Origin of the sequence: Streptococcus sp. 20925_1_77 (assembly GCF_041432125.1) — a bacterium.
Lineage (GTDB): Bacteria > Bacillota > Bacilli > Lactobacillales > Streptococcaceae > Streptococcus.
This window is the reverse complement of sequence record NZ_JAPVZB010000014.1, coordinates 1-25,569: the sequence shown is the minus strand read 5'-3', so window position 1 is coordinate 25,569 and position 25,569 is coordinate 1. Positions and strand designations below refer to the sequence as shown.

The 25,569-nt window shown below is 44.0% G+C and carries 31 protein-coding genes; 29 read left to right on the top strand and 2 right to left on the bottom strand.

Annotated features, from left to right (window positions below; all coding sequences use genetic code 11):
• Positions 1-46: 46 nt before the first annotated feature.
• From comGA to folK, 14 genes are all read left to right on the top strand, one after another.
• Positions 47-988, top strand: a complete 942-nt coding sequence (gene comGA / locus O3626_RS07930; RefSeq protein WP_371496271.1) for a competence type IV pilus ATPase ComGA — start codon at positions 47-49, stop codon at positions 986-988.
• Positions 921-1,952, top strand: a complete 1,032-nt coding sequence (comGB, locus tag O3626_RS07925; protein ID WP_371496305.1) for a competence type IV pilus assembly protein ComGB — start codon at positions 921-923, stop codon at positions 1,950-1,952. The genes comGA and comGB overlap by 68 nt, the downstream gene beginning before the upstream one ends.
• Positions 1,949-2,266, top strand: a complete 318-nt coding sequence (gene comGC / locus O3626_RS07920) for a competence type IV pilus major pilin ComGC (protein WP_101770912.1) — start codon at positions 1,949-1,951, stop codon at positions 2,264-2,266. Before comGB ends, comGC begins: the two co-directional genes overlap by 4 nt.
• Positions 2,256-2,660 carry a competence type IV pilus minor pilin ComGD gene (comGD, locus tag O3626_RS07915; protein WP_371496303.1) on the top strand — a complete coding sequence of 135 codons (405 nt, stop codon included), beginning with the start codon at positions 2,256-2,258 and terminating at the stop codon, positions 2,658-2,660. Before comGC ends, comGD begins: the two co-directional genes overlap by 11 nt.
• Positions 2,626-2,913 (top strand): competence type IV pilus minor pilin ComGE, encoded by a 288-nt coding sequence (gene comGE / locus O3626_RS07910; RefSeq protein ID WP_371496269.1) that lies wholly within the window; start codon positions 2,626-2,628, stop codon positions 2,911-2,913. Before comGD ends, comGE begins: the two co-directional genes overlap by 35 nt.
• Positions 2,903-3,355, top strand: coding sequence for a competence type IV pilus minor pilin ComGF (gene comGF, locus O3626_RS07905; protein WP_371496267.1), 453 nt, complete (start codon positions 2,903-2,905; stop codon positions 3,353-3,355). The genes comGE and comGF overlap by 11 nt, the downstream gene beginning before the upstream one ends.
• Entirely contained in the window at positions 3,321-3,779 is a 459-nt protein-coding gene (gene comGG, locus O3626_RS07900) for a competence type IV pilus minor pilin ComGG (protein WP_371496301.1), read from the top strand. Before comGF ends, comGG begins: the two co-directional genes overlap by 35 nt.
• Positions 3,780-3,809: 30 nt before the next feature.
• The gene (locus O3626_RS07895) at positions 3,810-4,763 is read left to right on the top strand and encodes a class I SAM-dependent methyltransferase (protein ID WP_371496265.1); all 954 of its coding nucleotides are present in this window, start codon (positions 3,810-3,812) and stop codon (positions 4,761-4,763) included.
• A 51-nt stretch (positions 4,764-4,814) separates the two neighbouring features.
• The gene (locus tag O3626_RS07890) at positions 4,815-6,008 is read left to right on the top strand and encodes an acetate kinase (protein ID WP_049513868.1); all 1,194 of its coding nucleotides are present in this window, start codon (positions 4,815-4,817) and stop codon (positions 6,006-6,008) included.
• Positions 6,009-6,080: 72 nt separating this feature from the next.
• A complete protein-coding gene (locus O3626_RS07885; protein WP_371496263.1) occupies positions 6,081-6,812 on the top strand; it encodes a CPBP family intramembrane glutamic endopeptidase in 732 nt (243 codons plus the stop codon).
• 152 nt (positions 6,813-6,964) lie between these two features.
• On the top strand, positions 6,965-7,915 hold the full coding sequence (folP, locus tag O3626_RS07880) for a dihydropteroate synthase (RefSeq protein WP_049505966.1): 951 nt from the start codon (positions 6,965-6,967) through the stop codon (positions 7,913-7,915).
• On the top strand, positions 7,916-9,226 hold the full coding sequence (locus O3626_RS07875; RefSeq protein WP_371496261.1) for a folylpolyglutamate synthase/dihydrofolate synthase family protein: 1,311 nt from the start codon (positions 7,916-7,918) through the stop codon (positions 9,224-9,226).
• An 8-nt stretch (positions 9,227-9,234) separates the two neighbouring features.
• A complete protein-coding gene (gene folE, locus O3626_RS07870) occupies positions 9,235-9,789 on the top strand; it encodes a GTP cyclohydrolase I FolE (RefSeq protein WP_031572633.1) in 555 nt (184 codons plus the stop codon).
• A gap of 25 nt (positions 9,790-9,814) precedes the next feature.
• Positions 9,815-10,624 (top strand): 2-amino-4-hydroxy-6-hydroxymethyldihydropteridine diphosphokinase, encoded by an 810-nt coding sequence (folK, locus tag O3626_RS07865; RefSeq protein WP_049475011.1) that lies wholly within the window; start codon positions 9,815-9,817, stop codon positions 10,622-10,624.
• Between the two features lie 63 nt (positions 10,625-10,687).
• Here folK and O3626_RS07860 read toward each other — a convergent pair whose 3' ends face one another.
• Both O3626_RS07860 and pepA read right to left on the bottom strand, forming a co-directional pair.
• Positions 10,688-12,172, bottom strand: a complete 1,485-nt coding sequence (locus tag O3626_RS07860) for a DUF1846 domain-containing protein (RefSeq protein ID WP_003009791.1) — start codon at positions 12,170-12,172, stop codon at positions 10,688-10,690.
• 448 nt (positions 12,173-12,620) lie between these two features.
• A complete protein-coding gene (gene pepA, locus O3626_RS07855) occupies positions 12,621-13,685 on the bottom strand; it encodes a glutamyl aminopeptidase (protein WP_021154295.1) in 1,065 nt (354 codons plus the stop codon).
• Between the two features lie 142 nt (positions 13,686-13,827).
• Between pepA and O3626_RS07850 the strand changes: the two genes are divergently transcribed.
• The 15 genes from O3626_RS07850 (at position 13,828) to groL (ending at position 25,313) form a co-directional block, all read left to right on the top strand.
• Positions 13,828-14,118, top strand: a complete 291-nt coding sequence (locus O3626_RS07850; protein WP_003004245.1) for a DUF4651 domain-containing protein — start codon at positions 13,828-13,830, stop codon at positions 14,116-14,118.
• Complete coding sequence (locus O3626_RS07845) at positions 14,115-14,432, top strand: thioredoxin family protein (protein WP_045759006.1); 318 nt, start codon at positions 14,115-14,117, stop codon at positions 14,430-14,432. The genes O3626_RS07850 and O3626_RS07845 overlap by 4 nt, the downstream gene beginning before the upstream one ends.
• Positions 14,433-14,441: 9 nt before the next feature.
• Complete coding sequence (gene ytpR / locus O3626_RS07840; RefSeq protein WP_023919637.1) at positions 14,442-15,068, top strand: YtpR family tRNA-binding protein; 627 nt, start codon at positions 14,442-14,444, stop codon at positions 15,066-15,068.
• Positions 15,069-15,168: 100 nt separating this feature from the next.
• Positions 15,169-15,564 carry a single-stranded DNA-binding protein gene (locus O3626_RS07835; protein WP_031572656.1) on the top strand — a complete coding sequence of 132 codons (396 nt, stop codon included), beginning with the start codon at positions 15,169-15,171 and terminating at the stop codon, positions 15,562-15,564.
• Positions 15,565-15,752: 188 nt separating this feature from the next.
• The gene (locus tag O3626_RS07830; RefSeq protein ID WP_031572659.1) at positions 15,753-16,736 is read left to right on the top strand and encodes a substrate-binding domain-containing protein; all 984 of its coding nucleotides are present in this window, start codon (positions 15,753-15,755) and stop codon (positions 16,734-16,736) included.
• The gene (locus O3626_RS07825) at positions 16,736-18,052 is read left to right on the top strand and encodes a sensor histidine kinase (RefSeq protein ID WP_045759008.1); all 1,317 of its coding nucleotides are present in this window, start codon (positions 16,736-16,738) and stop codon (positions 18,050-18,052) included. Before O3626_RS07830 ends, O3626_RS07825 begins: the two co-directional genes overlap by 1 nt.
• Before the next feature lie 5 nt (positions 18,053-18,057).
• Positions 18,058-18,741, top strand: coding sequence for a response regulator transcription factor (locus O3626_RS07820; protein ID WP_037585171.1), 684 nt, complete (start codon positions 18,058-18,060; stop codon positions 18,739-18,741).
• Positions 18,738-20,036 (top strand): ABC transporter substrate-binding protein, encoded by a 1,299-nt coding sequence (locus tag O3626_RS07815; protein WP_003009814.1) that lies wholly within the window; start codon positions 18,738-18,740, stop codon positions 20,034-20,036. The genes O3626_RS07820 and O3626_RS07815 overlap by 4 nt, the downstream gene beginning before the upstream one ends.
• Positions 20,037-20,176: 140 nt before the next feature.
• Positions 20,177-20,614: a PTS sugar transporter subunit IIA gene (locus tag O3626_RS07810; protein ID WP_031572670.1), complete on the top strand. Its 438-nt coding sequence runs from the start codon at positions 20,177-20,179 to the stop codon at positions 20,612-20,614.
• A gap of 14 nt (positions 20,615-20,628) precedes the next feature.
• Complete coding sequence (locus O3626_RS07805; RefSeq protein WP_000261775.1) at positions 20,629-21,123, top strand: PTS sugar transporter subunit IIB; 495 nt, start codon at positions 20,629-20,631, stop codon at positions 21,121-21,123.
• 56 nt (positions 21,124-21,179) lie between these two features.
• Positions 21,180-22,022, top strand: coding sequence for a PTS sugar transporter subunit IIC (locus tag O3626_RS07800; protein ID WP_003004789.1), 843 nt, complete (start codon positions 21,180-21,182; stop codon positions 22,020-22,022).
• On the top strand, positions 22,006-22,860 hold the full coding sequence (locus O3626_RS07795) for a PTS system mannose/fructose/sorbose family transporter subunit IID (protein ID WP_371496298.1): 855 nt from the start codon (positions 22,006-22,008) through the stop codon (positions 22,858-22,860). Before O3626_RS07800 ends, O3626_RS07795 begins: the two co-directional genes overlap by 17 nt.
• A gap of 101 nt (positions 22,861-22,961) precedes the next feature.
• On the top strand, positions 22,962-23,255 hold the full coding sequence (locus O3626_RS07790) for a hypothetical protein (protein ID WP_003004348.1): 294 nt from the start codon (positions 22,962-22,964) through the stop codon (positions 23,253-23,255).
• Positions 23,256-23,384: 129 nt separating this feature from the next.
• Positions 23,385-23,666: a co-chaperone GroES gene (gene groES, locus O3626_RS07785; protein WP_024055367.1), complete on the top strand. Its 282-nt coding sequence runs from the start codon at positions 23,385-23,387 to the stop codon at positions 23,664-23,666.
• 21 nt (positions 23,667-23,687) lie between these two features.
• Positions 23,688-25,313: a chaperonin GroEL gene (gene groL / locus O3626_RS07780; RefSeq protein WP_371496257.1), complete on the top strand. Its 1,626-nt coding sequence runs from the start codon at positions 23,688-23,690 to the stop codon at positions 25,311-25,313.
• Positions 25,314-25,569: the final 256 nt, after the last annotated feature.

Here is a 25,569-nt window from a genome sequence, read left to right as displayed (position 1 = left end):
CTTTTTTTGTCTTCTTTTTCGAATAGTATAAGTGAGAGGAGGAACTATGGTTCAAGAAATTGCAAAAAAATTGATCCGTATGGGAAAAAAAGAAGAAGCCCAGGATCTCTACTTTATTCCTCGGAGAGAGGAGTACCAGGTTTTTATGAGGGTTGGAGATGAGAGGCGCTTTGTACAATCCTTCCCTTTTGAGGAGATGATGGCTATGATTAGCCATTTTAAATTCGTGGCAGGGATGAACGTGGGAGAAAAAAGGCGGAGCCAGTTAGGATCGTGCGATTACCCTTTGGAAGATGGGCTGGTTTCGATTCGCTTGTCGACGGTGGGGGATTATCGCGGCTATGAAAGCTTGGTTATTCGGCTCTTGCATGATGAGGAACGCGAATTGCGTTTTTGGTTTGATCAACTACCTGAGTTGCAGAAGAAATTGGCTGGTCGTGGGCTCTATCTCTTTGCGGGCCCTGTTGGTTCGGGGAAGACCACGCTCATGCATGCTTTGGCGCAAGAGCGCTTTGCGGACCAGCAAGTCATGTCCATTGAGGATCCTGTCGAGATCAAGCAGGATAATATGTTACAGCTCCAGCTGAATGACCAGATCGGCATGACCTATGACAACCTGATTAAACTCTCCTTACGTCATCGACCGGACCTTCTCATCATTGGGGAAATCCGAGATAAGGAAACAGCTCGTGCAGTCGTACGAGCTAGTTTGACAGGGGTCACAGTCTTCTCTACTATTCATGCCAAGAGCGTTCGAGGTGTTTATGAGAGGCTTTTAGAGCTTGGAGTGAGTGAGGAAGAGCTCAAGATTGTTTTACAAGGTATTTGCTACCAACGATTAATTGCAGGAGGAGGTGTTGTCGATTTTGCGACGGAAAACTACCAAGAACACTCAGCCAGCCGCTGGAACCAACAAATGGATCTCTTGGCTCAATCGGGATATATCCAGCTGGCTCAGGCACAAGTCGAAAAAATTATCTACAACTAAACAAAAACAAATCATTGAATTGTTTTTGAATCTTTATTCGAGTGGTTTTCATCTGTCTGAGATTGTTGATTTTTTGGATCGTTCCCACCTAGTGGAGAGTCATTTGGTCTCCCAGATGCGAGCAGATCTCTCTCGGGGTCGGAGTTTTTCAGAGATGATGGCAGGGATCGGTTTTTCAGATGCGGTCACGACGCAGCTGTCTCTCGCTGAGCTCCATGGAAATCTTGCATTGAGCTTGGAGAAAATCAGTGCTTACCTAGAAAACATGCGTAAGGTCAAGAAAAAGTTGATCGAAGTTAGCACTTATCCTCTTATCTTACTTGGGTTTTTAGTTTTGATTATGCTAGGCCTGCGCAATTATTTGCTCCCTCAAATAGATGCACAAAATATTGGTACGCAATTGATCAGTTCCTTTCCCCAACTCTTTTTGGCGCTCGTAGCGGGAATAGTGGCCCTCTTCTTATTCAGCTTTCTCTATTATCGAAAATCTAGCAAGATCAAAGTTTTTAGAAGCTTGTCCCATCTTCCTTTCGGGAAAGGCATGATTCAAGCTTATTTGACAGCCTATTATGCCAGAGAATGGGGCAATCTGATTGGACAAGGATTGGAGCTGTCTCAGATTTTTACTATGATGCAGGAGCAAAAATCCCAGCTTTTCCAAGAGATTGGAAGAGACTTAGCTCTTTCTTTAGACCGCGGTCAATCCTTTTCAGAGACGGTCGGGGGATATTCTTTTTTCAAAAAAGAATTGCCGCTTATGATTGAATATGGCGAGGTCAAATCAAAGCTTGGAAGTGAGCTAGAGATCTACGCTGAAAAAACATGGGAAGACTTCTTTCGTCGGGTCCACAAGGCCATGAATGTGATACAACCCTTGGTCTTTGTCTTTGTGGCTCTTGTAATTGTCTTACTTTACGCAGCCATGTTGCTGCCGATTTATCAAAATATGGAGGTTCATTTATGAAAAAATTAAAAACATACAAGGTAAAAGCTTTTACGCTTATTGAAATGTTGGTGGTCTTATTGATCATCAGTGTACTCTTATTGCTCTTTGTACCGAATTTGACCAAGCAAAAAGACTCTGTGAAAGAGACAGGCAATGCAGCGGTTGTCAAGGTGGTCGAAAGCCAGGCTGAATTGTATGAACTCAATCATACCAATGACCAAGCCACTCTAGCCAAGCTGATTGCTGATGGAAATATTACCAACAAACAAGCAGAATCCTACCGTGCCTATTATGCGAAAAATAGTGGAGAAACTCGTGCGGTTGCAGATTAAGGCCTTCACCTTGGTGGAGACTCTTCTGACCTTGATGATCGTCAGCTTCATCTATCTGGGTCTAACGGGATCGATCAAGACTAGTTTTCAGCAGGTGGAAGAAAAAGTATTTTTTGCAGAGTTTGAACACCTCTATCAAGAAAGCCAGAAGCTAGCACTGGCAAGGCAAACGGAATTGGATGTTGAAGTGAGTGCAAGGAAGATTCAAACGCCTTACCAGACGGTGGAGATTCCTGATTCTGTCACGCTGCAAGATCCCAAAACTATTCGCTTGGACCGAGCAGGTGGCAATTCATCCCTGGCTAATGTTCACTTTCAGACACAGAGAGGAGTGGTGACCTATCAGCTTTCGCTTGGAAATGGAAAAATTAAAAAGAGCATCCGTTCCCGCTAGTATTCTCATAGAATCCCTAGTAGCTTTGAGTTTATTTGCCATGATTACGACCCTATTATTAGGGGAGATCCGGCGTTCGCGCAAGGAGCGACTAGCGGATTTCAATGAGGTAGAGGTCTTATCTGTCGCTCAAATGGCGCTTCAGACAGGGCAAAATCATCTGGAGGCTAATGGCATTCAGGTTCAAGTTGAAAAAGATGCCGATCAAATTACGGTCTATCATCAAGGAAAGGTGGTACTGCATGTGGAATAAAGGAATGGTTAAGGCCTTTACCTTGCTCGAAGCCTTAGTTGCTCTCTTAGTGCTCAGCGGAGGTGTGTTAGTCTTTCAAGGCTTGACCAAACTCCTGCATGCTGAATTGGACTACCAAGCGCATCAAAAGCAGGAAGAATGGATCTTATTTCAGCAACAAATGCAGGTGGAATTGGACCGGAGTCATTTTGAAAAAGTGGAGAACAACCATATCTACTTGATTCAGGATCAAAAACCAATTGCGATTGGCCAGTCTAAAGGAGATGATATTCGAAAAACAGATGCTAAGGGCAGGGGCTATCAGCCTATGATTTCAGGTGTTCACTCTAGTCAGATTTGGCAGGAGGGAGAGTTGATTCATCTGCGTTTGAATTTTGAAGAAGGTCTAGAAAGGGAGTATGTCTACCATGTGGTACCAGCGATGCAAAATGAAAAAAGTTAAGGCTGGTGTCTTGCTCTACGCCCTTTTGATGGCAGCTATTTTCAGTCTTTTGCTTCAGTTTTATCTTCACCGTCAGGTCGCGGGAAAACGGATCTTAAAGACGAGTCAAGATCGACTTCGGGCCTATGCTTTGGTACAATTGGCTCTTGAAAAAGGAAAGGGTGATGAGAAGGCATCAGAGATTCACTTAAAGTCTGGAGTTGTTCAACTACAGCAGGATTCTGGTTTTCTTCATGCCCAGGCTAAGATGGATGGAGAAAGCTATGAGTTTGTTCTTCCTGTAAGGGAAGAAAAAGATAGTAGAAAGAGTAAAAAAGAAAAGAAGAAGACACAGAAAGACAAGGAGAAGGCAGGGAGCGAAAAGCCTTCTGAAGAGACGCCAAAAGAGACGAAGGAACCATCAGAAAATAGCGAAAAAGACTAATTTTTGGTATGATAGGGTGCGGAGGAAATCATGAATTTCGAAAAAATTGAACAAGCCTATACCTATCTATTAGAAAACACTCAAAGTATTCAAAATGAATTGTCAACCAACTTTTATGACGCCTTGATTGAACAAAATGCCATGTATTTAGAAGGCAAGACAGATCTAGACATTGTCAAAAATAATAGCCAAAAATTAAAAGAACTAGGTTTAAGTAAGGAAGAATGGCGCAGAGCCTACCAATTCCTTTTTATGAAAGCTGCTCAAACAGAGCCTTTGCAAGCAAATCACCAGTTCACCCCAGATGCGATTGGTTTTATCATTACATTTTTGATCGATCAGTTGGCTAAAAGCGACCAACTGGATGTCTTAGAAGTGGGAAGTGGAACCGGAAATCTCGCTGAGACTATTGTCAACAATAGCCGTCTCACGATTGATTACTTAGGATTGGAAGTAGATGATCTCTTGATTGACCTATCTGCTAGTATCGCAGATGTGATGGAGTCTAGTGTTGTCTTTGCACAAGGAGACGCGGTTCGTCCACAAGTTTTGAAAGAAAGTGACTTGATTGTTAGCGATTTACCAATTGGTTATTATCCAGATGATGCGATTGCACAGCGCTATCAGGTAGTGAGCTCCGAAGGGCATACCTATGCCCATCACCTCATGATGGAACAGGCGCTGAAATACCTGAAACCTCAAGGAGTAGCTATCTTTTTAGCTCCCAACAACCTCTTGACGAGCCCTCAGAGTGATCTTTTAAAAGCTTGGTTGAAAGACAAGGCTCAAATCCTTGCCATGCTGACCTTGCCAGAAACTCTCTTTTCAAATCCAGCCTATGCTAAGACGATTTTCGTCCTACGAAAACAAGAAGAAGAGTCTGTTCAGCCCTTTGTCTATCCTTTTACCGATCTCCAGGATCAAGACCAGGTGGTTCACTTCATGGAAAGTTTCCAAAACTGGTTAAAGGATAGTGAAATTTGATCAAAGATCTGATATAATAGAGACAGTGAAAACGCTTAATGAGGTGAATATATGTCGAAAACAATTTCTATTAATGCAGGAAGCTCTAGTTTGAAATGGCAATTGTACCAAATGCCAGAGGAAACTGTTCTTGCAAAAGGGTTGATTGAACGGATCGGTTTGAAAGATTCTATTTCAACTGTTAAATTTGATGGACGTTCAGAAAAACAAGTATTAGATATCCAGGACCATACACAAGCTGTAAAAATTTTGTTGGATGATTTGATTCGCTTTGATATTATCAAATCCTACGATGAGATTACAGGCGTGGGTCACCGCGTCGTTGCTGGTGGAGAATACTTCAATGATTCTGCCTTGGTAGATGACGAAGTCCTTCGAAAAGTAGAGGAATTGTCTTTGTTAGCACCTCTTCATAATCCTGCAAATGCAGCTGGGATTCGGGCTTTTAGAGAGATTTGTCCAGATATTACCAGTGTTGTAGTATTTGATACTTCTTTCCATACAACCATGCCAGAAAAAGCTTATCGTTACCCTCTTCCAACCAAATATTACACAGAAAATAAGGTCCGTAAGTATGGCGCTCATGGAACCAGTCACCAGTATGTAGCTGGTGAAGCTGCTAAATTTCTTGGAAAACCGTTAGAAGAATTGAAATTGATCACCTGCCATGTCGGAAATGGGGTATCTGTTACAGCGGTTGATAAGGGAATTTCTGTCGACACATCGATGGGCTTCACGCCTCTAGGTGGCGTCATGATGGGAACGCGGACAGGGGATCTCGATCCAGCGATTATTCCTTACTTGATGGAACATACAGAGGATTTCAATAAGCCTGAAGACATCAGCCGCATCTTCAATCGTGAATCCGGTCTTCTGGGTGTTTCTGAATCTTCTAGCGACATGCGGGATATTCATACAGCGATGCACAATGGAGACGAAAAAGCCAAATTGGCTTACGATATCTTTATCGATCGTTTGCAAAAATACATTGGTCAATACTTAGCTGTCTTGAATGGTGCAGATGCCATCATTTTTACAGCAGGGATCGGTGAAAATGCAGTAAACGTTCGTTCTTCTATTATCAATGGGATCAGCTGGTTTGGATGCAAGGTCGACCCTGAAAAAAACGTCTTTGGAGTTGTCGGAGATATTTCCACAGACGATTCCCGTGTGAAGGTATTGGTTATTCCAACTGATGAAGAGTTGGTGATTGCGCGTGACGTTGAACGTTTCAAAAATCAGTAAACTGAAATAAAGTGAGAAGGCTAGAGGCGAAAGCCCCAGTCTTCTTATTTTATACGAGAAAGAGGTTGTCCATTGAAAAAAATACAGTCTTTTGTTCGAGAGCACCCATTATGTAAGAATGCTCTCTGGCTCCTGCTTTTTGTGCCCTTATTCTTTCTCTCCCAATTTCCCCTCATCACCATGGTTTATTCCCTTCAAGAAGGAGTGAATGCGGAGTCGGTTACTGTTTTTACAGCCTTAGCTACAGTGGTGGTGCTCTTTGCTTTTTATAGAATCATCAAGATGAGCCCTCTGGAGAACATAGATGTTCGGGTGATTACCTGGCCGGCTCTAGGGAGAAATTTTCTTTTTCTTCTCTTATTGATGGCTAATAACCTGCTCGCCTATCCCTTGTTGAAACAAGAGGCAGGTGGTACGACGGCAAATCAAGCAGCTCTAAATGAACTGCAATCTCATGCTCCTTTTCTTGCTATGGGTATGGTCGTGATCCTTGTCGCTCCGATTCTAGAAGAGCTGCTCTGTCGGGCTGTCATCCCTCGTTTGATCTTTCGAGGAGCAGAACCGATCGGTTACCTAGCTGGTGCTCTCTTTTTTACTTACTTACATGGACCGAGTACCTTGGGGGAATGGGTAGCTTACGGAGGCATGTCCTTGATCTTAACTTGGGTGGCTTATCGCTACAAGCGGATCGAGTATAGCATTTGCCTTCACATGACCTTGAATGCGCTGGCTTATTATTATCCGGTGGTCATACTCCTTTGTTTATTGCCAGTATGGAGAGTTTTCTTCCATGATAAATTATGATAAAATGGTAGGTACCAATGAGTTTTGATGCAGAACCATCCTACAGAAGGTCAGAAATCCGTATGGAGAGTAGACTCAGAGGTTTAGAACACTTGTTCTAGCCTCTTTTGTTCGCAATCATGCTGTAGGAAGGAAATCAAAGGAGAACGAAAATGATTGATAATAAATGGCTGAGTGGCCAAGGGACCCTTCTTTGTGGGATCTTAAATGTCACTCCGGATTCATTTTCTGATGGCGGTAAGTATACGAGTGTGGATGCAGCCTTGCAACAGGCGAGAAAACTGATCCAAGAAGGAGCTCAGATCCTCGATATCGGAGGAGAATCAACAAGACCAGGTAGTCATTATGTAGAGATCCAAGAAGAGATTGACCGCGTGGTTCCAGTAATTAAAGCCATTCGGAAAGAAAGTGATGTCTTGATCTCAGTGGATACCTGGAAGTCCCAGGTGGCGGCGGCGGCGCTCGAAGCTGGGGCTGATATTGTCAACGATATTACGGGTTTTCTTGGAGATCCTAAGATGGCTGCTGTCGTCGCGGAGCATGAAGCGAGCGCAGTTCTCATGTTTAATCCAGTGATGGCAAGACCGCATCATCCAAGTTCCACTATCTTTCCAAGTTTTGGTTTCGAACCAGTCTTTTCAGAGCAAGAGCTTCAACAGATGGCTCAAGAACCGATTCAAGACTTGATGTGGACCTTCTTTGACCGCTCGCTTGCGGTAGCGAAAGCAGCCGGTGTCCAGACGGATCGTATTATGTTGGATCCTGGGATTGGTTTTGGTTTGACCAAGCGTGAGAACTTACTCTTATTACAAGAACTCGGGACGATTCACCAAAAGGGGTATCCGATCTTTCTAGGGGTCTCCCGCAAACGATTTGTGGTCAATATTATTGAGGAAGCTGGATTTGAGACAGATCCTGCAACGGAGACTGGTTTTTGGAATCGGGACCTGGCTTCGAGCCATTTGACCAGTATTGCAGCCAGTCAAGGAGTCGAAGTGGTGCGGGTGCATGATATTCCCCTTCACAAGATGGCAGCCAGTCTGGGCCAAGCCATTTTCCAAGCCCAAGAGGCAGCAGATACCAATTTAAAACAATACAAGTAAATGAAGACAAAAGAACATCAGTTGGATCTTCGTTGGCTAGAAGCCTATCGTTCCCAAGATCCACATTTCGGTTTGGATCGCATGGAAGCTCTCTTGGCTTTGAGAGGAAATCCTCACCTAGACTGTCGGGTTATTCATGTTGCGGGGACCAATGGCAAAGGATCTACCATTGCTACCTTGTCTCAACTCTTGAGGCAGGCAGGTTTACGGGTTGGAGTCTTTACCTCTCCTTATCTGATCCATTACAATGACCAAATCACCATTAATGGCGAAGCCATTTCAGATCAAGACCTGCAAGCCTACCTGGATAGCTACCAGCAGCTCCTGCAAGCTGAACAATCAAGGGCCATCTTTCAAGGTTTGACGGAATTTGAAGTGATGACGGCGATCGCCTATGATTATTTTGCTCATGAGGAGCTGGATTATGTGATTATGGAAGTCGGTATGGGGGGACGACTAGACAGTACCAACGTCTGCCAGCCCGTTCTGACTGCGATCACATCGATTGGCTTGGACCATGTTGCTCTTCTTGGGCCAGATCTGGCTTCCATTGCCCGTGAAAAGGCAGGTATCATTAAGCCAGGAATTCCTCTGGTTCTAGGGAAATTAGAAGCAGAAGCTAGCCAAGTCATTGAAGGCATTGCGATTCAAGAGCAGGCACCGATAACAGCCTATGACAGAAATTACCAAGTTGAGCTAGAAGCCTCTTGTCTATCGGGCCAATCCTTTTCTTATCACAGTTCCAAAAGAGAAAAGACTCCCTATCAAGTAGCGCTCTTAGGTCATCACCAGGCTAGAAATGCAGCTCTTGCTATCAGTATCTGTGATGTACTTTTTGAAAGAGAAGGGCGTGAACTCTTGTCAAAAGAGTTGGTAGATAAGGCTTTGCGTCAGGTTGTCTGGCCTGGTCGGATGGAAGTGGTCTCGCAAAATCCCATGATCTTGCTAGATGGGGCCCATAACCCCCATGCCGTTGCGCCTTTGATCGCAAGTCTTCGAGAACTGTTCCCGAGTCAAAAAAAGACTATTCTTTTTACTTGCATCCGGACCAAAGCCTTAGAAGAGATGCTCATTCAGTGGCAGGAACTGGAAAATAGTCGCTTGATCCTCACGACCTTTGAAGATCCAAGAGCCTATTCTCAAGAAGAGATGACAACTGTTGCAAACCACCACCAGCTTGAGGAAGTCAACTGGCGAGAATTTCTACAAAACTGGCAAGCTGGAGATGATGAGCTTCTCATTGTAACGGGATCGCTCTATTTCCTTAGCCAGGTACGACCTTATTTATTAAAAACAGAAAAATTCAACTAGGAGATGATATGGATACAAAGAAAATTGAAGAAGCAGTAAAAATGATCATCGAGGCAGTCGGTGAAGATGAGAACCGTGAAGGGCTTCAAGAAACCCCGTCCCGCATTGCAAAGATGTACCAAGAAATCTTTTCAGGACTAGGACAGACGGCAGAAGAGCACCTGTCTAAATCATTTGAAATCATTGATAACAATATGGTGGTTGAGAAGGATATTTTCTTCCATTCCATGTGTGAACATCACTTTTTGCCGTTTTATGGAAAAGTGCACATTGCCTACATTCCAAATGGCCGTGTTGCTGGGCTTTCAAAACTGGCTCGTACGGTCGAAGTTTATGCTAAAAAACCACAGATTCAGGAACGATTGACGGTAGAAATCGCAGATGCCTTGATGGAATATCTTGGAGCGCAAGGTGCCCTTGTCTGGGTAGAAGCAGAGCATATGTGTATGAACATGCGTGGTGTCCGTAAACCTGGGACTGCTACAGTGACAACTGCTGCGCGTGGACTGCTTGCGACAGATAAAGACTTAAAAAATGAAGCCTATAAACTCATGGGCCACTAATGGCTGGCTATAAGAGGTGAACAGAGTGGATCAATTACGGATCAAGGACTTAGAGGTATACGCCTATCACGGTGTTTTCCCAGCAGAAAAAGAATTAGGACAACGCTTTGTCCTAGACCTATGGGTAGATTATGAGATGACTCGTGCTGCCCGCACAGGTGATTTGGAAGCTTCGATCCATTACGGGATCTTGGCGGAACAGTTGACCGAGTGGATGCAGGCAGAAAAGATTGATCTGATTGAAACGGTGGCCTTTCAATTGGTTCAAAAGATTTTCGAAAGCTATGCCTTCGTAGAAAAAGTTCGTCTGGAGTTGAAAAAACCTTGGGCTCCTGTTCCCTTGCCACTCGAGACTTGTTCGGTGACAATCGAACGGGAGAAAAAACGGGCCTTTATTGGGCTTGGCACCAATATGGGAGATAAACAACTGCAACTAGAGACGGCGCTAGAAAAACTCAAGGATCGAGGCATTCGCCTTCTTCAGACATCCACAAGGATTGAAACAGAACCCTGGGGAGGAGTGGAGCAGGACACCTTTTTGAATCAGGTGGCAGAGGTTGAAACCTGGATGACCCCAGAGGATTTACTAGAGACCTTACTTGCTATTGAGCAGGAAATGGGGCGTGTCCGTGAGATCAAGTGGGGGCCACGTGTGATCGATCTAGATCTGCTCTATATGGATGACACCATTTGTTACAGTCCGAGCTTGATCTTGCCGCATCCTTATGTGGCAGAACGTGCCTTTGTCCTAGAGTCTTTGAATGAAATTGCTCCTCATTTTGTGGACCCTGTTCAAAGAAAGCCCATTCGCCAATTATGGGAGGCTGTCAAATAGTCCCTCTTCTTTGCATCATAAAAAACAATCCCTCGAACAGGGATTGTTTTTGTTTGTCTTAGTTTATTTACGATACAAGCGATCGTATTGGTAGACAGGGTCCATGGTGACGTTGATACCGAGCTTACGAAGGACGTTCTTATCTTCGTCTGTCAGCATCACGGTTGAGTGGGCTTCACTGCCTTTCAACTTGCCTAATTCTTGCATAGCAAGCTTAGCATCTTCGTTGCTCATGGCTGTAATGGCAAGAGCAATGAGGATCTCGTTTGAGTGAAGACGAGGGTTACGGCTACCCAAATGATTGATCTTCAAGCCTTGGATAGGTTGGACGTATTCTGGCTCGATTAATTTGGTTTCTTTATCAATATGCGCCAATTTCTTGATCGCATTGATCAAGAGGGCTGCCGTTGGACCAAAGAGATCAGAGGTTTTTCCGGTCACCATCTCGCCGTTTGGCAATTCAAGGGCCAAGGCTGGCTCCCCTGTTTCTTCTTCTTTCTGACGAGCAAGCACGGTCACTTTCCGGTCATTTGGAGTAATGCCCAAATCATTCATCAAGAGCTCAATCTTCTTGACAGCTCCTTCACCGACACGCTCTGCTTTAACATCCAAGATAGTTTGGTAATAGCGACGGATGATTTCTTGTTGGGAAGCTTCAATCGCAGCGTCATTGTCCACAATGGCAAAGCCAACCATGTTGACGCCCATGTCTGTTGGAGAAGCGTAAGGAGAGGTTCCTAAGATGCGTTCCAACATGCGCTTCAAGACAGGGAAGATTTCGATATCGCGGTTGTAATTAACCGTTGTTTCCCCGTAGGTTTGGAGGTGGAAAGGATCGATCATATTGACATCGTCTAGATCTGCAGTCGCTGCTTCATAAGCTAAGTTAACTGGGTGGTGCAAAGGAAGATTCCATACTGGGAAGGTTTCAAACTTAGCATAACCTGATTTGATCCCATTTAATTGGTCATGGTACATATTGGACATACAAGTTGCCAGCTTACCAGAACCAGGTCCAGGAGCCGTTACAACGACCAAATTGCGGCTAGTCTTGATGTAGTCATTTTTCCCCATCCCTTCAGGAGAGATGATGTGGTCCATATCGGTCGGATAGCCCTTGATCGGATAGTGGAGATAAGAGGCGATGCCGCTCTTGTCCAGTTGTTTGCGAAAGGCGTCTGCTGCAGCTTGTCCAGCATATTGGGTGATGACAACAGAGCCTACAAAGATCCCCAATTCATTGAATTTGTCGATCAAACGTAGCACTTCTTGATCATAAGAAATTCCTAGATCCCCACGGGCTTTTGAGTGCTCAATATTGTTGGCATTGATGGCAATGACAATTTCCACTTGGTCGCGCAATTCTTGGAGCAACTTGATCTTATTATCTGGTTCGTATCCAGGGAGGACACGAGCAGCGTGGAAGTCTTCTAACATCTTACCACCAAATTCAAGGTAGAGCTTGCCATCGAATTGGTTGATCCGCTCAATAATGTGGTCACGTTGCAAGTTCAAATACTTTTCAGAACTAAAAGCTTGTTTTTTCATGTAAAACTCCTGTATATAAGGGAAGGGCCTGCCACACAAATCCAAGGATGAGTGTTCTGTTCCCTACCATTTCATTCTTTCATATTATATCAGAAAACAGATGGAAGATAAAATATTCTAAGATACTTTCCTAAGATGAGGTTAGACATCATAGAATTTGATTGTTCAGGCATATTTTTTTACATAAAATGACCTAAGTGATGCTAAACAAATAAAATGAGGTAGTCTATTAAGGTCATTGCAGGGTGCACTTAAACTTTCCGCTGTGAGAAAAGTGCCTGAAACGACTCAGTTTCAGGCACTCGGAATTATTGAGACCTCAGGCTCAATAATTAGTCTTGGAACTTCGGAGAAGTTCGCAGACGTCCGTACTCACCTAAGGAAAGTTTTTAAGAGGATTTTATCCTCGATCTGAAAGTCCCTTACGGGGACTCGTGATAGATGTTGCTTAATAGTGTTTGATCAAATCAACTGTAGAGCGATCCAATTTCTTAACCAATGCTTGTAAGAAGGCTTGCGCTTGCAAGAAATCATCCATGGCATAGAGGGTTTGGTGAGAGTGGATGTAACGTGCACAGACACCAATAGTGGTTGATGGGACTCCACCATTCTTCAAGTGTGCTGCACCTGCATCGGTACCACCTTTGGCACAATAGTATTGGAATTTGATGCCCGCTTCTTCAGCAGTAGTGAGCAAGAAATCTTTCATATTTGGTAGCATGATGTGACCTGGATCGTAGAAGCGAAGCAGTGTTCCTTCCCCAATCGCACCTTGGTCTCCAAAGACATCAGCTGCTGGCGAACAGTCTACAGCAAGGAAGATTTCAGGATCAAATTTAGTGGTTGAAGTGTGAGCTCCACGAAGTCCCACTTCTTCTTGAACGTTGGCCCCTACATAGAGTTCGTTGTTTAAGGCTTGTCCGGAAAGACTCTTAGCCAATTCGCTGACCATCAAGACGCCGTAGCGGTTATCCCATGCTTTTGAGATGACGTTTTTACCATTAGCAGTGAGAATCGCAGAGCTATCTGGGACCAAAGTATCTCCAGGACGGATCCCATAACTTTCAGCTTCAGCCTTAGAGCTAAAGCCTGCATCAAAGACGATGTCGCTAATAGCAGGTACGGTTGGTCCACCTGTTCCACGTGTCAAATGAGGAGGAACAGATCCTGAAATAGCAGGGTATTCACGCCCGTCACGTGTAAAGAGTTTGAAGCGTTGGCTGCTGACGACCATCGGATTCCAACCTCCGATTGGGACAACACGGAAAGTTCCGTCAGCTTTGATTTCGCTGATCATAAAACCAACTTCATCCATGTGAGCAGCTACTAAGATACGAGGAGCATCGGCTGCTGTGGAGTGTTTGACCCCAAAGATCCCACCGAGACCATCTGTCACGATTTCGTCCACATGAGGGGTCAATTGTTGGCGCAAATAATCCCGTACAGGAGCTTCATGACCTGAGATAGCAGGGATTTCAGTTACTTCTTTGATTTTAGAAAATAAATCAGTCATAGGTTACCTTCTTTCTGATGCTATTTTATCACTTTTTCTACAAGGATGGTAGCGTTATTATGGAAATCAGTCTCTAAAAGCAGAGGGAGAGATCTAGCCTAGACCGTTGTCCCTCTGCTTATTTTGTGTTACAATAGGCACTATGAAAGCTAAAAAAATTATTTTGTCTAGTCTGGCTGTAGCAAGTGCAGGAGCTCTTGCGGCCGGTGTCTATAAAATTGCCAAAGATCAAAAGCGTCTCCGTACCCAAGAAGAGTTGGTAGCAGAAGTACGGGAGCAAATGGAAGCCATGGGGACGATTGCGACTCTGTATGTGGAACTCTACGAGTCTAGTGAAGAGCGCTTAGTAGGTGGTGTCATTTTTGAAGATGAGCGCCATTACCGCTTTGTCTATGAGGACGGTCTCTTGCATTATGAAGAGGAAAAACTATGATTACACCAAATTCTCTAGAAGAAATTGCTTCTTATATAGAGCAAGAGGACAAGAAAGTGTTTGTCTTTTCAGCAGATTGGTGTGGGGATTGCCGTTACCTCAAACCTTTTTTGCCGGAGATTGAGGCTGAAAATCCCGAATTTACCTTTATCTTGATTGACCGCGATGCCTATATGGATCTGGCGAAAGTCTGGGATGTTTATGGGATCCCAAGTTTGGTGGTTCTGGAAAAGGATAAGGAAATCGGTCGGTTTGTCAATCGGGATCGGAAAACCAAAGCGCAGATTACAGCATTCTTAGCAGGATTAAAATAGGAGAAAATCATGATTGTAACATACAACAAAGAACAAGTCGGCGATGTCTTGATGTTGACCCTGAAAAATAGTGGGGAAGCCAAGCTCGCGGTGGAGAGAAAAGGAAAAGTGGCTCGTGTTTACCGTGAGGACAACCAAGAAACGGTTGCCTGGAATATCTTTGATGCCTCATCTTTCTTCGCCATCGAAGGCAAGGGCCAAGTCTTTTTGACAGATGAGCAAGTAGCTCGTTTGAACCAAGAATTGGAAAGAGAAGGCTTCGCAGAACGTTTGGTCAACGATCGGGAACCAAAATTTGTGGTGGGAGAAATCCTTGAAATGGTGGCCCATCCAGATAGTGACCACTTGAATATCTGCCAGGTAGCAGTTGGACCAGATAAGACAGTTCAGATCGTAGCAGGAGCTCCAAATGCGCGGGTGGGTCTAAAGACCATTGTTGCTCTTCCAGGTGCCATGATGCCGGATGGTAGCTTGATTTTCCCAGGGGCTCTTCGTGGAGAAAAAAGTTATGGCATGATGTGCAGTCCGCGTGAATTGCACTTGCCAAATGCTCCTCAAAAACGAGGCATTATTGAATTGGATGATGCAGAAGTAGCAGGGACACCTTTTGATCCTGCTCGTCACTGGCACGAATAAAGAGAAGAATCTAGGATATTTTGAATCCTAGATTTTTTGATTTTGGTTTGTCACCTCCATTTTTTAAAATTTTTTCGAATAAATAGATAGGAGGTAAATGATGTATAATAAAGTTGTTTTAATCGGTCGCTTAGTAGCGGCTCCAGAATTGCATAAAACCAGCACAGACAAATCCGTTGCCCGAGTGACCGTTGCGGTCAATCGTCGCTACAAGGACCAAAACGGGGAGCGAGAGACTGATTTTGTCAATGTCGTTGTCTGGGGGAAATTGGCTGAAACCATGGCTAGTTATGCTAGCAAAGGGAGCCTGATCTCTTTGGATGGAGAGATTCGGACGCGCCGCTACGAGAAAAATGGAGTTATGCAGTATGTGACAGAGGTCCTCTGCCAAAGTTTTCAGTTGCTAGAGAGCCGCGCTCAGCGAGCGATGCGTGAAAATGGTGGAACGGGAGATTTAGCCGATATCATCTTAGAAGAAGAAGATCTTCCTTTTTAGGATCAAAAAAGAAAGCTGGTTCGTTTATAGACCAGCTTTTTTGATACTTGCTAGGGATTTCATTCGGGAACTACTCTTTTAAAAATAAAGCAAAAATATGCATCTGTACAATAAAAGCCAGCACTTTTCTTGAAAAAGTAGTAGAATAAAGTAATATATATTCAAAATTTTCAGAAAAGGAACGGAGTTTGAAGGGGAAAGAAGAAAGAAAAGAACGGTTGAAATGGCTGATAAAACGGGTTTTACTGGTGATTCCAGTGGCCTGCATCCTCTTGTGGATCTATGCCGTTTGTCAAACCAGTAGCATCAAGGATCAGACCAAGATCGGTGTCACCTATATGACCATGAACAATGAGTTCTATAAAAGTATTCATTCGGAAATTAGTCGAATTGCCGATGAGAGAGGGGCTCTTGTATCTGTCCGAGATCCGGAATTGGATGAAAAAAGGCAGAGCCAGCAGATCGATGATTTTTGCGCCCAAAAAGTAAATGTGATTGTGATTAATCCGGTCAAAGGGGATAGTCAGCCCATTTTAAGAGCTCTTAAAAAAGCTAGAAAACAAGGAATTAAGATCATTGCAGTTGATACCCAGCTCAAGCATTTTAAGCCGGATGCCAGCATTGTCTCCGACAACTACCAAGCAGGAGTCTTGATTGCGAAAGAGCTGATGAAACGCTCTTCAAATGCTCGGATCCTTCTCTTGGAGCATAAGGGGACTGTTTCAGCAGATACGCGGATTCAGGGATTTAAGGATACCATCAAAGGACATGGGTCATATGAGATTATCTCGGAACTAGAAACCAAGGGTCAGACGGAGATCGCTATGCCAGCTGTCCGTAAGTTCTTGCAGTCAGGGGGGAATGTCGATACACTAGTTGCCCTGAATGACCGTTCAGCTATAGGAGCTTTAGCAGCGATCAAGGAGCAAGGAATCACCCATCCCATTGCGATCTATGGGATTGATGGCTCACCAGATATGAAAGCCTTGCTGCACTCGACAGATGATGTCGTAGGAACCGTTGCCCAGTCTCCGTTGAAGATGGGAGACCGTGTGATGGAGGTCATCCAAGATATGACGGCTGGGAAGAGCTACCAAAAAGAGATAACCATTCCGGTTCAAATGATGACAAAGGAAAACATCGATCACTTTGATGTGAATGGGTGGCAGTAATGAGAAAATTTAGAGGTGTGAGATACAGTTTGGCAATTCTGATGGTCGTGAATTTTATCGCTGTGATGCTCAACAGTATCATCTATCTTCAAGCAACCAACTATATCATTGCCCAACGGCAAGCTTCTCTATTAGTAGAACGCTTAGAGCGTATTCCTTTTGCGCCCTCTACAACTTTTTGGTTGTCTGCGCTCTTATTTGCTGGAATTGCCTTGATCTCCATGAGTCGTTACCGGTCTCAAACGAGTCGATGGTCCATTTTTGATAAGTGGAACATTCTGGAGATCCTCCTGATGTTGCTCTTGATGTGGGTCCAAAATGTAGCTTATAACGGGCTCATTCTCTTGGTTTTTGCGGATATCTTCTATGGTTCCAAAGAGTTGAATACCAAGCGAGACCGCAAGTATTGGTTTGCTTTTATCCTAGTGAGTTTCTTGATGCTTCTTGTGACCAATTCAGACGTCTTTTCGCTTTTCTTTCCGATACCTTCTCTGGATGTCTATATTCATTTTTATCCTGCCTCCATTCGGATTCTGGCCTTTTTCTTAAAGAATTCCCTCTATGCCTTGAATATGGTGCTCTTCATTATTTCGCTTTTGTTCTATATTATGAATGTTCTTGCGGAAAACCACGAAGTAGAAGAAGAGTTGGCCATGGTTTCGAAGGTCAATACGGAGTTGAACAACTATATGGCCTTGTCTGAGAAGATTGCAGAAGATCGGGAGCGCAAGCGGATTGCTCGGGAAATTCACGATACCTTGGGACACGCGCTAACAGGGATCTCGGCCGGCTTAGATGCTGTTGGGGTCTTGATTGATATCGATCCCAATCGGGCAAAAGAGCAGGTAAAAAGTGTATCAGAAGTTGTCCGGGAAGGAATCCAGGATGTGAGGGGCTCTCTCAACCGCCTCCGTCCAGGTGCCCTTGAGGGACGAACCCTCAAAGATGCTTTGGAAAAGATGATCCGCGAGTACCAGACGCTTTCCAACTTGCAGGTTGATTTACACTATGAATGGGTCGATGTCGATATGGACGTCATGATTGAAGATACGATCTTTCGTGTGATCCAAGAGTCTATGACCAATGCGGTTCGCCACGGTCATGCCAGTCAGATGAGCCTTCATTTTTTTGAGGATAAAGAAAATTACCTGATTGAGTTGCAGGACAATGGGGTTGGATTTGAAACCTTGACCTATGGCTATGGGCTCAAGCAGATGATGGAGCGTATTTCCATCCTAGGAGGACAGCTTCAATTTGAAAGTCGCGATGGATTTTTCACGCGCGTCAGTTTACCGAAATATAAAGAAGGGAGATAGAGATGGTGATAAAAGTAATGGTGGCAGATGACCAGGCCTTGATTCGAGAATCTCTGAAAATTATTTTGTCAGCCCACCCCGATATCGAAGTGGTGGCCACAGTGGAAGATGGGAATCACGTCTTATCTAGCATTCCACAGACACATCCTGACCTGATCTTAATGGATATCCGGATGCCAGGCATGGATGGGGTTTTGGCGACAAAAGAAGTCAAAGAGCACTATCCGGATATCAAAATTATTATTTTAACGACCTTTGACGATGATGAATTTATCTATAGTGCACTCAAGTATGGTGCTTCAGGTTATCTTTTAAAGGGAGCCTCGACAGAGGAACTCTATGAAGCGATTAAGGTGGTATATCAGGGCGGAGCCATGATCAACCCGAATATCGCTAGTAAAGTCTTTCAAATTTTCTCACAAATGGCCAAAACCAACTTCTCTATTGCTGTAGATGAGGACAATGTCAAGGATTTGAGCACGACGGAATGGCGCATTATCCAAGAGGTCGGCTATGGGGAGTCCAATAAAGAAATTGCAGCCAAACTCTTCTTATCAGAAGGAACCGTGCGCAATTACTTATCAACGATTTTGGCGAAATTAAACCTACGAGATCGAACGCAATTAGCGATCTGGTCAGTCCAAACAGGAGTGACGAGACGTGATTTTTCTAAAGGAAATACAGAATGAAATTGAAGCGAAAGCATCTTTGTTGGGGGATTGGTCTCCTTGTTGTGCTCTGTGCGAGCGCGGGTTTTTATTGGTGGAAACAGCAACCGACCGTACTCCATATCGGCGTTTATGCAGGTTCTAGCTGGGATGTGCCGACCAGTCAACGTTCCCATGCCTTGGATCGTGCGATTCAAAAATTTGAAAAATCCCATCCCCACGTTCGTGTAGAGTATGAAAACGGGATTCCGCAGTCAGATTATTCAGACTGGCTCTCTGAAAAGATTGTCTCAGGAAAGACGCCAGATGTGTTTATGGTCTCTGAGCAAGATCTTTCCTTATTAGCAGCGCGAGGCGTATTAGAAAAGTTAAACGGCTATATGGATCGAAAAGATCAAGCTGCCTTTTATCCCGTTGCCTTTGAATCCGGTGTCTATCAGGGGCAAACCTATGCCTTACCTTATGAAAGCAATCCGATTTTGATGTGTGTCAATAAAGATCTCTTGGATAAAGAAGGTATCGCGGTTCCCAAAGAAGGCTGGACCCTTGAAGAGTTCTATACGATTTGCAAGAAACTAACCAAAGATACCAATGGGGATGGGCAATTGGACCAATTTGGGAGTACAGAATACACCTGGAAAGAAGCCTTGGCGGCAAATGGAGGTCATCTCTTCCAAGGAGGCATGCTCAAGCTGACAGCTCCAGAAGTCAAAGAATCTTTGACTTTTCTGCAAAAATTGGAAGATCTAAATAAAAATTACAAGGTGAGCTCTAAAGATTTTGACCAGGGGAAAGTCGCCTTCTATCCCATGACCTTGGCCCAATATCGGACCTATAAACCTTATCCCTACCACGTTTCAAAATATTCAAACTTCACCTGGACCTGTATCCCGATGCCTGCTAAGTCAAAAACGACCAAGGCAACCTTAGTCACGACGACTTCTTTTGCTATGTCAGCTCGGAGTTCTCATTCCAAGTTGGCTTGGGAATTGATGCAACTCTTAACAGAGGATCCCGAAATTCAACAAACCCTCTTTGCCCAATCCCAGGGGATCTCTGTCATGCCACAGGTCGTCAAGAGTCGCTCTAGTAAAGACCTTTTGCAGGTAGATGATTTTGGGACGGATTCCTTGACCAATCAGACCTTGAACCGCATCATGGAACAAGCTGTTGAAAGTAGTCCTAAAAATGTCTCAAAAGAGGTGTTAGAAAAGTTAGATTACTTGATTGGCAATGCCTTGCGCGATCAAGATGTTGAGAACCGCTTGCCTCAAATTCAGAGGGAGATTGAAAGTAGTCTACAGGTAGGAGTTTAGAGTAAAATAAGATGGCATTTTGTCAAGTGACAGATGTCATTTTTTTATTGCTAAATGTCATATTGGGAATGTGACATTTGACAATATAAAAACGCTTTCAAATAGTCTACAATAGAGTCAAATAAAGGAGGCGTAGAAAAATGAAATACCTCGTTTTGGTCAGTCATGGTGGACTGGCAGAAGGTCTAAAAACATCACTAGCCATGTTTGCTGGTGATAAGATGGATCAGGTCATCGCAGTTGGACTCAAAGAAGGAAAATCAGTTGATGACTTCGCAGTTGATTTCAGAGAGAGCATTTCAGGATTGACAGCTGATGATTCTGTTTTGGTCTTGGCAGATATCGTAGGTGGTAGTCCATTAACCACTGCAGCCACGGTTCTAGAAGAAGCTGGAAAGCTCGATGGAGCCTTAATCCTTGGTGGGATGAACCTCACCATGGCCTTGACGGCAGTTGTGATGAAGGATGTGTTGGATGGAGACGATTTGTCAGCCACCATCTTATCAGAAGCACGATCTGCACTACAGCCTTTTGAAGTTTCAGCCACTGGTGCTGAAGAAGATGATGACGATATTTAATAGGGAGGTACCTTATGGTAGTAACATTTGTACGGATTGATGACCGCATGATTCACGGTCAGACAGTCACACGCTGGGCAAAGGAAAAACCATGTGATGGTTTGATTGCCGTAAACGATGCAGCAGCATCAAACAAGGTTTTGATTCAAGCTTACAAAGGCGCATCAGACAAGAAAACCTTTGTATGGACAAAGGAAGCCTTTAAAGAAAAATCAGCAAAAGTAACAGAATCAGATAGTCGTTACTTCTTGATCACCAAAAATCCAATCGATATGAAGGAAATTTTGGTCGACCAAGGGTTTGTCCCAGGTGATGTCAAAGAAATCATTGTTGGCCCTGCAAATGATCGTCCAGGTGCTGTGAAATTGGGAAATAACCAATCCATCACTCAGGAAGAAGCAGAAGCCTTCCAAGCCATTCAAGCAGCAGGCTACAAGGTGAAATTCCAATTGTTGCCAGATGTTTCCATCGGGTATTGGGATGATTTCAAATCAAAATTTGGTTTTTAAAACTAACAGTCCTATCTGTTAGGTAAATAAATTTACAAACAAAAGGAGCGTTTGTTATGACAATTTCATGGATTCAAGCAATCTTGCTTGGTATTTTCGCCAGCTTGTCTTCAATGCCTGGTATGGGAGGTTCCAGTATCGGGAACTATACACTCGGTCGTCCTTTGATCGGTGGGTTGATTTCAGGTTTAATTCTTGGAGATGTGACAACTGGTATTATGGTCGGGGTTGCCCTTCAAGTCGTTTATATCGCCTTAGTAACACCTGGTGGTACCGTATCTGCCGATGTGCGTGCCATCTCTTACATCGGTGTTCCTCTTGCTATCTTGTTTGTGCATGCCAACAACATCACAGATGAAGCAGGAATCGCCGCAGCTGCAGCTCCAATCGGTGCAGCCGTTGGGACAATCGGTACAGTTCTTTTCTACGGTACCGCTACTATGAACTTGGTATGGCAACACATCGGTTGGAAAGCCGTTGAAGAAGGAAACTTCAAAAAACTCTACGCAGTTGACTGGGTTTACCCTTGGATCTCTCACTTCCTCTTCTCTTTCCTTCCAACAATGATTATCACCAAATACGGTGAAAACATGGTTGATTTGATGAAACAATACCTTCCTATGGATGGTTACTGGATGAAAGCCCTCTTTACAGTCGGTGCTCTTCTCCCATGTGTCGGTATTGCCATCTTGTTGAAACAAATTGTTACAGAAGCAACTGACTTCATTCCATTCTTTGTTGGATTTACCTTGGCAAAATCTCTCGGATTGAACTTGGTATCCAGTGCCGTTGTTTCATTAATCTTTGCAGTAATCTACTATGAACTTGAAGTGATCAAATCGATGAAAGCTGCTCCAGCCGGAGTGGTGGACCAAGACGATGATGAGGAGGATATTTAAAATGGCTGATAGAAAGAAAATTTCAAAGAAAACATTAGCAAAAGCATTCCATCATTGGTATTATGGTCATTTGACTTGTTTCTCTCAAGAACATATGCAAACCTTCGGGTACTTGACTTCTATGCTTCCAATCGTAGAAGAAATATATGACACAAAAGAAGAACAAAAGGATGCTATGCAAACCTATACGGCCTTCTTCAACACTGAACCACAACTTGGATCTCTTGTTGTAGGGATCACAGCTGGTTTGGAAGAAGCGCGTGCAAACGGAGATGCAGTGGATGGCGAAACCATCAACGGTATGCGTGCCGGTTTGATGGGACCAATCGCTGGTATTGGTGACTCATTGGTCGTTGGTACCTTGATTCCAGTTCTCTTGGGGATTGCCCTTGGCCTTTCTAAAGGTGGTAACGTCGCTGGTGCCCTCTTCTACATCGTCGTATGGAACCTCTTAGTCTACTTTGGTATGCGCTTTGCCTTCTTCAAAGGTTACCAATTAGGGGATAAAGCCGTTGAATTCCTTGTAGGACCAAAAGGACAAGCTCTTCGTAAAGCGATCAGCGTTGTCGGTGGTATGGTTATCGGTGCCGTAGCAGCTACTTGGGTATCTGTTACAACAGCCCTTCAATTCAAGAATTCTGAAGGAAAAGTCTTCTTGAACATCCAAGAAAAGATCGATGGTGTTTATCCAGGTCTCTTGACAGCAACCTTCATCACCCTTTGCTGGTGGTTGATGTCTAAGAAAAAAATTTCACCAAACAAAGTTATGTTACTTCTCGTTGTAGTTGCTTTGATCGGTGTTGCCCTTGGTATCTTCGACCCACATCTTAAATACTAAGGAAAAGAAAAAACGAATTTGCTAGTAGGAGTTTTTGAGAATGAAGTGAATTGACCTCCTTTACTTGCACTTCATTCTCAATTTTTATCAGGAGGAATCCCATGGTTACAAAACAAGAACTTGTCAATGGATATGAAACAGAAATCAAGTACCAACGCCACATGCTTGAAAACCTTGGTCGTTGGTTCAGCTTACTCTTTATCATTGCCAGTATTGGTGTGGTATTGATCTATCTCTTTCACAAAAGTTTCCTCCCACTCTTGATCCTCGGGATTTTACTAGCCTTGGTTGGAATTTTAGGCATGATTGTTTTTGGATATGGCATCTACCGCGGGCGGATCAATCTTCAAAAAGTGATCGACGATTTCAATCAAAAATTGACAATTTTAAATTGATATTTTAGAAACATCTCATCTATTTTTGAGGTGTTTTTTTCTTGACTATTTCTGACCAAGTGATACAATAGAAACATAAGTTAGCACTTACGTATAGAGAGTGCTAAAAACACGTATGGAGGAATGAACATGTTAAAACCATTAGGAGACCGTGTGGTCTTAAAAGTAGAAGAAAAAGAACAGACTGTTGGAGGTTTTGTCCTCGCCGGTGCGAGCAAGGCTGATACAAAAACAGCTGAAGTAGTGGCCGTTGGTGAAGGTGTGCGTACCCTAAGTGGTGAACTCATCGCCCCAGCTGTAAAAGCAGGAGATCACGTTTTGGTTGAAAGCCATGCAGGAATTGAAGTGAAAGATGGGGAAGAAACCTACACCATCGTTGGAACAGCGAACATTCTTGCAATTGTAGAGTAAGAGAAGAAAGAGGTAAGAGAAATGGCAAAAGATATTAAATTTTCATCTGATGCACGTTCTGCAATGGTCCGTGGTGTCGATGTCTTAGCAGATACAGTGAAAGTTACGTTGGGCCCTAAAGGTCGCAATGTGGTTCTTGAAAAATCATTTGGTTCACCCTTGATCACAAATGACGGGGTGACCATCGCAAAAGAAATCGAATTGGAAGACCATTTTGAAAATATGGGTGCTAAATTGGTGTCAGAAGTGGCTTCTAAGACCAATGATATCGCAGGTGACGGTACAACGACCGCAACGGTTTTGACTCAAGCCATCGTCCGTGAAGGGATCAAAAACGTCACTGCAGGTGCTAACCCAATTGGCATACGTCGTGGGATTGAGACCGCTGTTGCAACAGCAGTAGAAGCTTTGAAAAACAATGCGATCCCAGTATCGAGCAAGGAAGCGATTGCTCAAGTAGCTGCTGTGTCTTCTCGTTCTGAAAAAGTTGGTGAGTACATCTCTGAAGCCATGGAAAAAGTTGGCAAAGATGGGGTTATCACCATTGAAGAATCTCGTGGAATGGAGACAGAACTGGAAGTCGTTGAAGGAATGCAGTTTGACCGTGGTTACCTTTCACAATACATGGTCACTGATAATGAAAAAATGGTAGCAGACCTTGAAAATCCATACATTTTGATCACTGACAAGAAGATTTCAAATATCCAAGAAATCTTGCCATTGTTGGAAAGCATTCTTCAAAGCAACCGTCCACTCTTGATCATCGCTGATGATGTCGATGGCGAAGCTCTTCCAACACTTGTCTTGAACAAGATCCGCGGTACCTTTAATGTCGTAGCTGTCAAGGCACCAGGATTTGGAGATCGCCGCAAAGCCATGTTAGAAGACATTGCCATCTTGACAGGTGGTACAGTCATTACAGACGATCTTGGTTTGGAATTGAAAGATGCAACCATTGAAGCACTTGGTCAAGCAGCTAAAGTTTCAGTCGATAAAGACAGTACTGTCATTGTCGAAGGTTCTGGTAACCCAGAAGCGATCGCTAACCGTGTCGCTGTTATCAAGTCACAAATCGAAACCACAACCTCTGAGTTTGACCATGAAAAATTACAAGAACGTTTGGCTAAATTGTCTGGTGGTGTTGCCGTAATCAAGGTCGGTGCTGCAACAGAAACAGAATTGAAAGAAATGAAACTTCGTATCGAAGATGCCCTTAATGCGACTCGCGCAGCCGTTGAAGAAGGGATCGTTGCCGGAGGTGGTACAGCCCTTGTCAATGTCATCTCTGCGGTCGCAGCCCTTGAATTAGAAGGAGATGAAGCGACCGGACGCAATATCGTTCTTCGTGCTTTGGAAGAACCGGTGCGCCAAATTGCCCACAATGCCGGTTACGAAGGATCTATTGTGATTGATCGCTTGAAAAATGCCGAAGTCGGAACAGGCTTCAATGCTGCAACAGGTGAATGGGTGAATATGATTGATGCAGGGATCATCGACCCTGTTAAAGTCAGTCGTTCAGCCCTTCAAAACGCAGCTTCTGTTGCTAGCCTCATTTTGACAACCGAAGCAGTCGTAGCCAACAAACCAGAACCAGCAGCCCCAGCAGGACCAGGAATGGATCCAGGCATGATGGGGGGAATGATGTAACCTGATACCAATGATTGGTGCTAAAGCACCGAATCATTGGACGGTAGCCGCTATATTGCGGTCTACCTAATCATCTTACTAGCTCAAAGGGAGGAAAGTATCGTTCCTCCCTTTTCACGTCGTAACCTATGTAAAACAAAGAAGGCAAGATCGGCCTTCTTTATTTTCTGTCGTAATCGGTACATGATTGAGGCTTTGCCTCTCATCATTTGACGCCAGCCGCTATTGTGCGGCATGGCTAATCATCTTACTAGCT

Bases quoted from the DNA above. Each gene is read 5' to 3' on its own strand.
- ytpR (WP_023919637.1), top strand. From the start codon at position 14,442: ATGATTGTAACATACAACAAAGAACAAGTCGGCGATGTCTTGATGTTG.
- O3626_RS07810 (WP_031572670.1), top strand. From the start codon at position 20,177: ATGAAATACCTCGTTTTGGTCAGTCATGGTGGACTGGCAGAAGGTCTA.
- pepA (WP_021154295.1), bottom strand. From the start codon at position 13,685: ATGACTGATTTATTTTCTAAAATCAAAGAAGTAACTGAAATCCCTGCT.
- O3626_RS07845 (WP_045759006.1), top strand. From the start codon at position 14,115: ATGATTACACCAAATTCTCTAGAAGAAATTGCTTCTTATATAGAGCAA.
- comGE (WP_371496269.1), top strand. From the start codon at position 2,626: ATGGAAAAATTAAAAAGAGCATCCGTTCCCGCTAGTATTCTCATAGAA.
- O3626_RS07860 (WP_003009791.1), bottom strand. From the start codon at position 12,172: ATGAAAAAACAAGCTTTTAGTTCTGAAAAGTATTTGAACTTGCAACGT.
- O3626_RS07875 (WP_371496261.1), top strand. From the start codon at position 7,916: ATGAAGACAAAAGAACATCAGTTGGATCTTCGTTGGCTAGAAGCCTAT.
- O3626_RS07790 (WP_003004348.1), top strand. From the start codon at position 22,962: ATGGTTACAAAACAAGAACTTGTCAATGGATATGAAACAGAAATCAAG.
- groES (WP_024055367.1), top strand. From the start codon at position 23,385: ATGTTAAAACCATTAGGAGACCGTGTGGTCTTAAAAGTAGAAGAAAAA.
- O3626_RS07800 (WP_003004789.1), top strand. From the start codon at position 21,180: ATGACAATTTCATGGATTCAAGCAATCTTGCTTGGTATTTTCGCCAGC.
- O3626_RS07795 (WP_371496298.1), top strand. From the start codon at position 22,006: ATGAGGAGGATATTTAAAATGGCTGATAGAAAGAAAATTTCAAAGAAA.
- folP (WP_049505966.1), top strand. From the start codon at position 6,965: ATGATTGATAATAAATGGCTGAGTGGCCAAGGGACCCTTCTTTGTGGG.
- O3626_RS07850 (WP_003004245.1), top strand. From the start codon at position 13,828: ATGAAAGCTAAAAAAATTATTTTGTCTAGTCTGGCTGTAGCAAGTGCA.
- comGF (WP_371496267.1), top strand. From the start codon at position 2,903: ATGTGGAATAAAGGAATGGTTAAGGCCTTTACCTTGCTCGAAGCCTTA.
- O3626_RS07825 (WP_045759008.1), top strand. From the start codon at position 16,736: ATGAGAAAATTTAGAGGTGTGAGATACAGTTTGGCAATTCTGATGGTC.
- comGG (WP_371496301.1), top strand. From the start codon at position 3,321: ATGTGGTACCAGCGATGCAAAATGAAAAAAGTTAAGGCTGGTGTCTTG.
- groL (WP_371496257.1), top strand. From the start codon at position 23,688: ATGGCAAAAGATATTAAATTTTCATCTGATGCACGTTCTGCAATGGTC.
- folE (WP_031572633.1), top strand. From the start codon at position 9,235: ATGGATACAAAGAAAATTGAAGAAGCAGTAAAAATGATCATCGAGGCA.
- O3626_RS07895 (WP_371496265.1), top strand. From the start codon at position 3,810: ATGAATTTCGAAAAAATTGAACAAGCCTATACCTATCTATTAGAAAAC.
- O3626_RS07835 (WP_031572656.1), top strand. From the start codon at position 15,169: ATGTATAATAAAGTTGTTTTAATCGGTCGCTTAGTAGCGGCTCCAGAA.
- O3626_RS07890 (WP_049513868.1), top strand. From the start codon at position 4,815: ATGTCGAAAACAATTTCTATTAATGCAGGAAGCTCTAGTTTGAAATGG.
- O3626_RS07815 (WP_003009814.1), top strand. From the start codon at position 18,738: ATGAAATTGAAGCGAAAGCATCTTTGTTGGGGGATTGGTCTCCTTGTT.
- O3626_RS07805 (WP_000261775.1), top strand. From the start codon at position 20,629: ATGGTAGTAACATTTGTACGGATTGATGACCGCATGATTCACGGTCAG.
- comGA (WP_371496271.1), top strand. From the start codon at position 47: ATGGTTCAAGAAATTGCAAAAAAATTGATCCGTATGGGAAAAAAAGAA.
- comGC (WP_101770912.1), top strand. From the start codon at position 1,949: ATGAAAAAATTAAAAACATACAAGGTAAAAGCTTTTACGCTTATTGAA.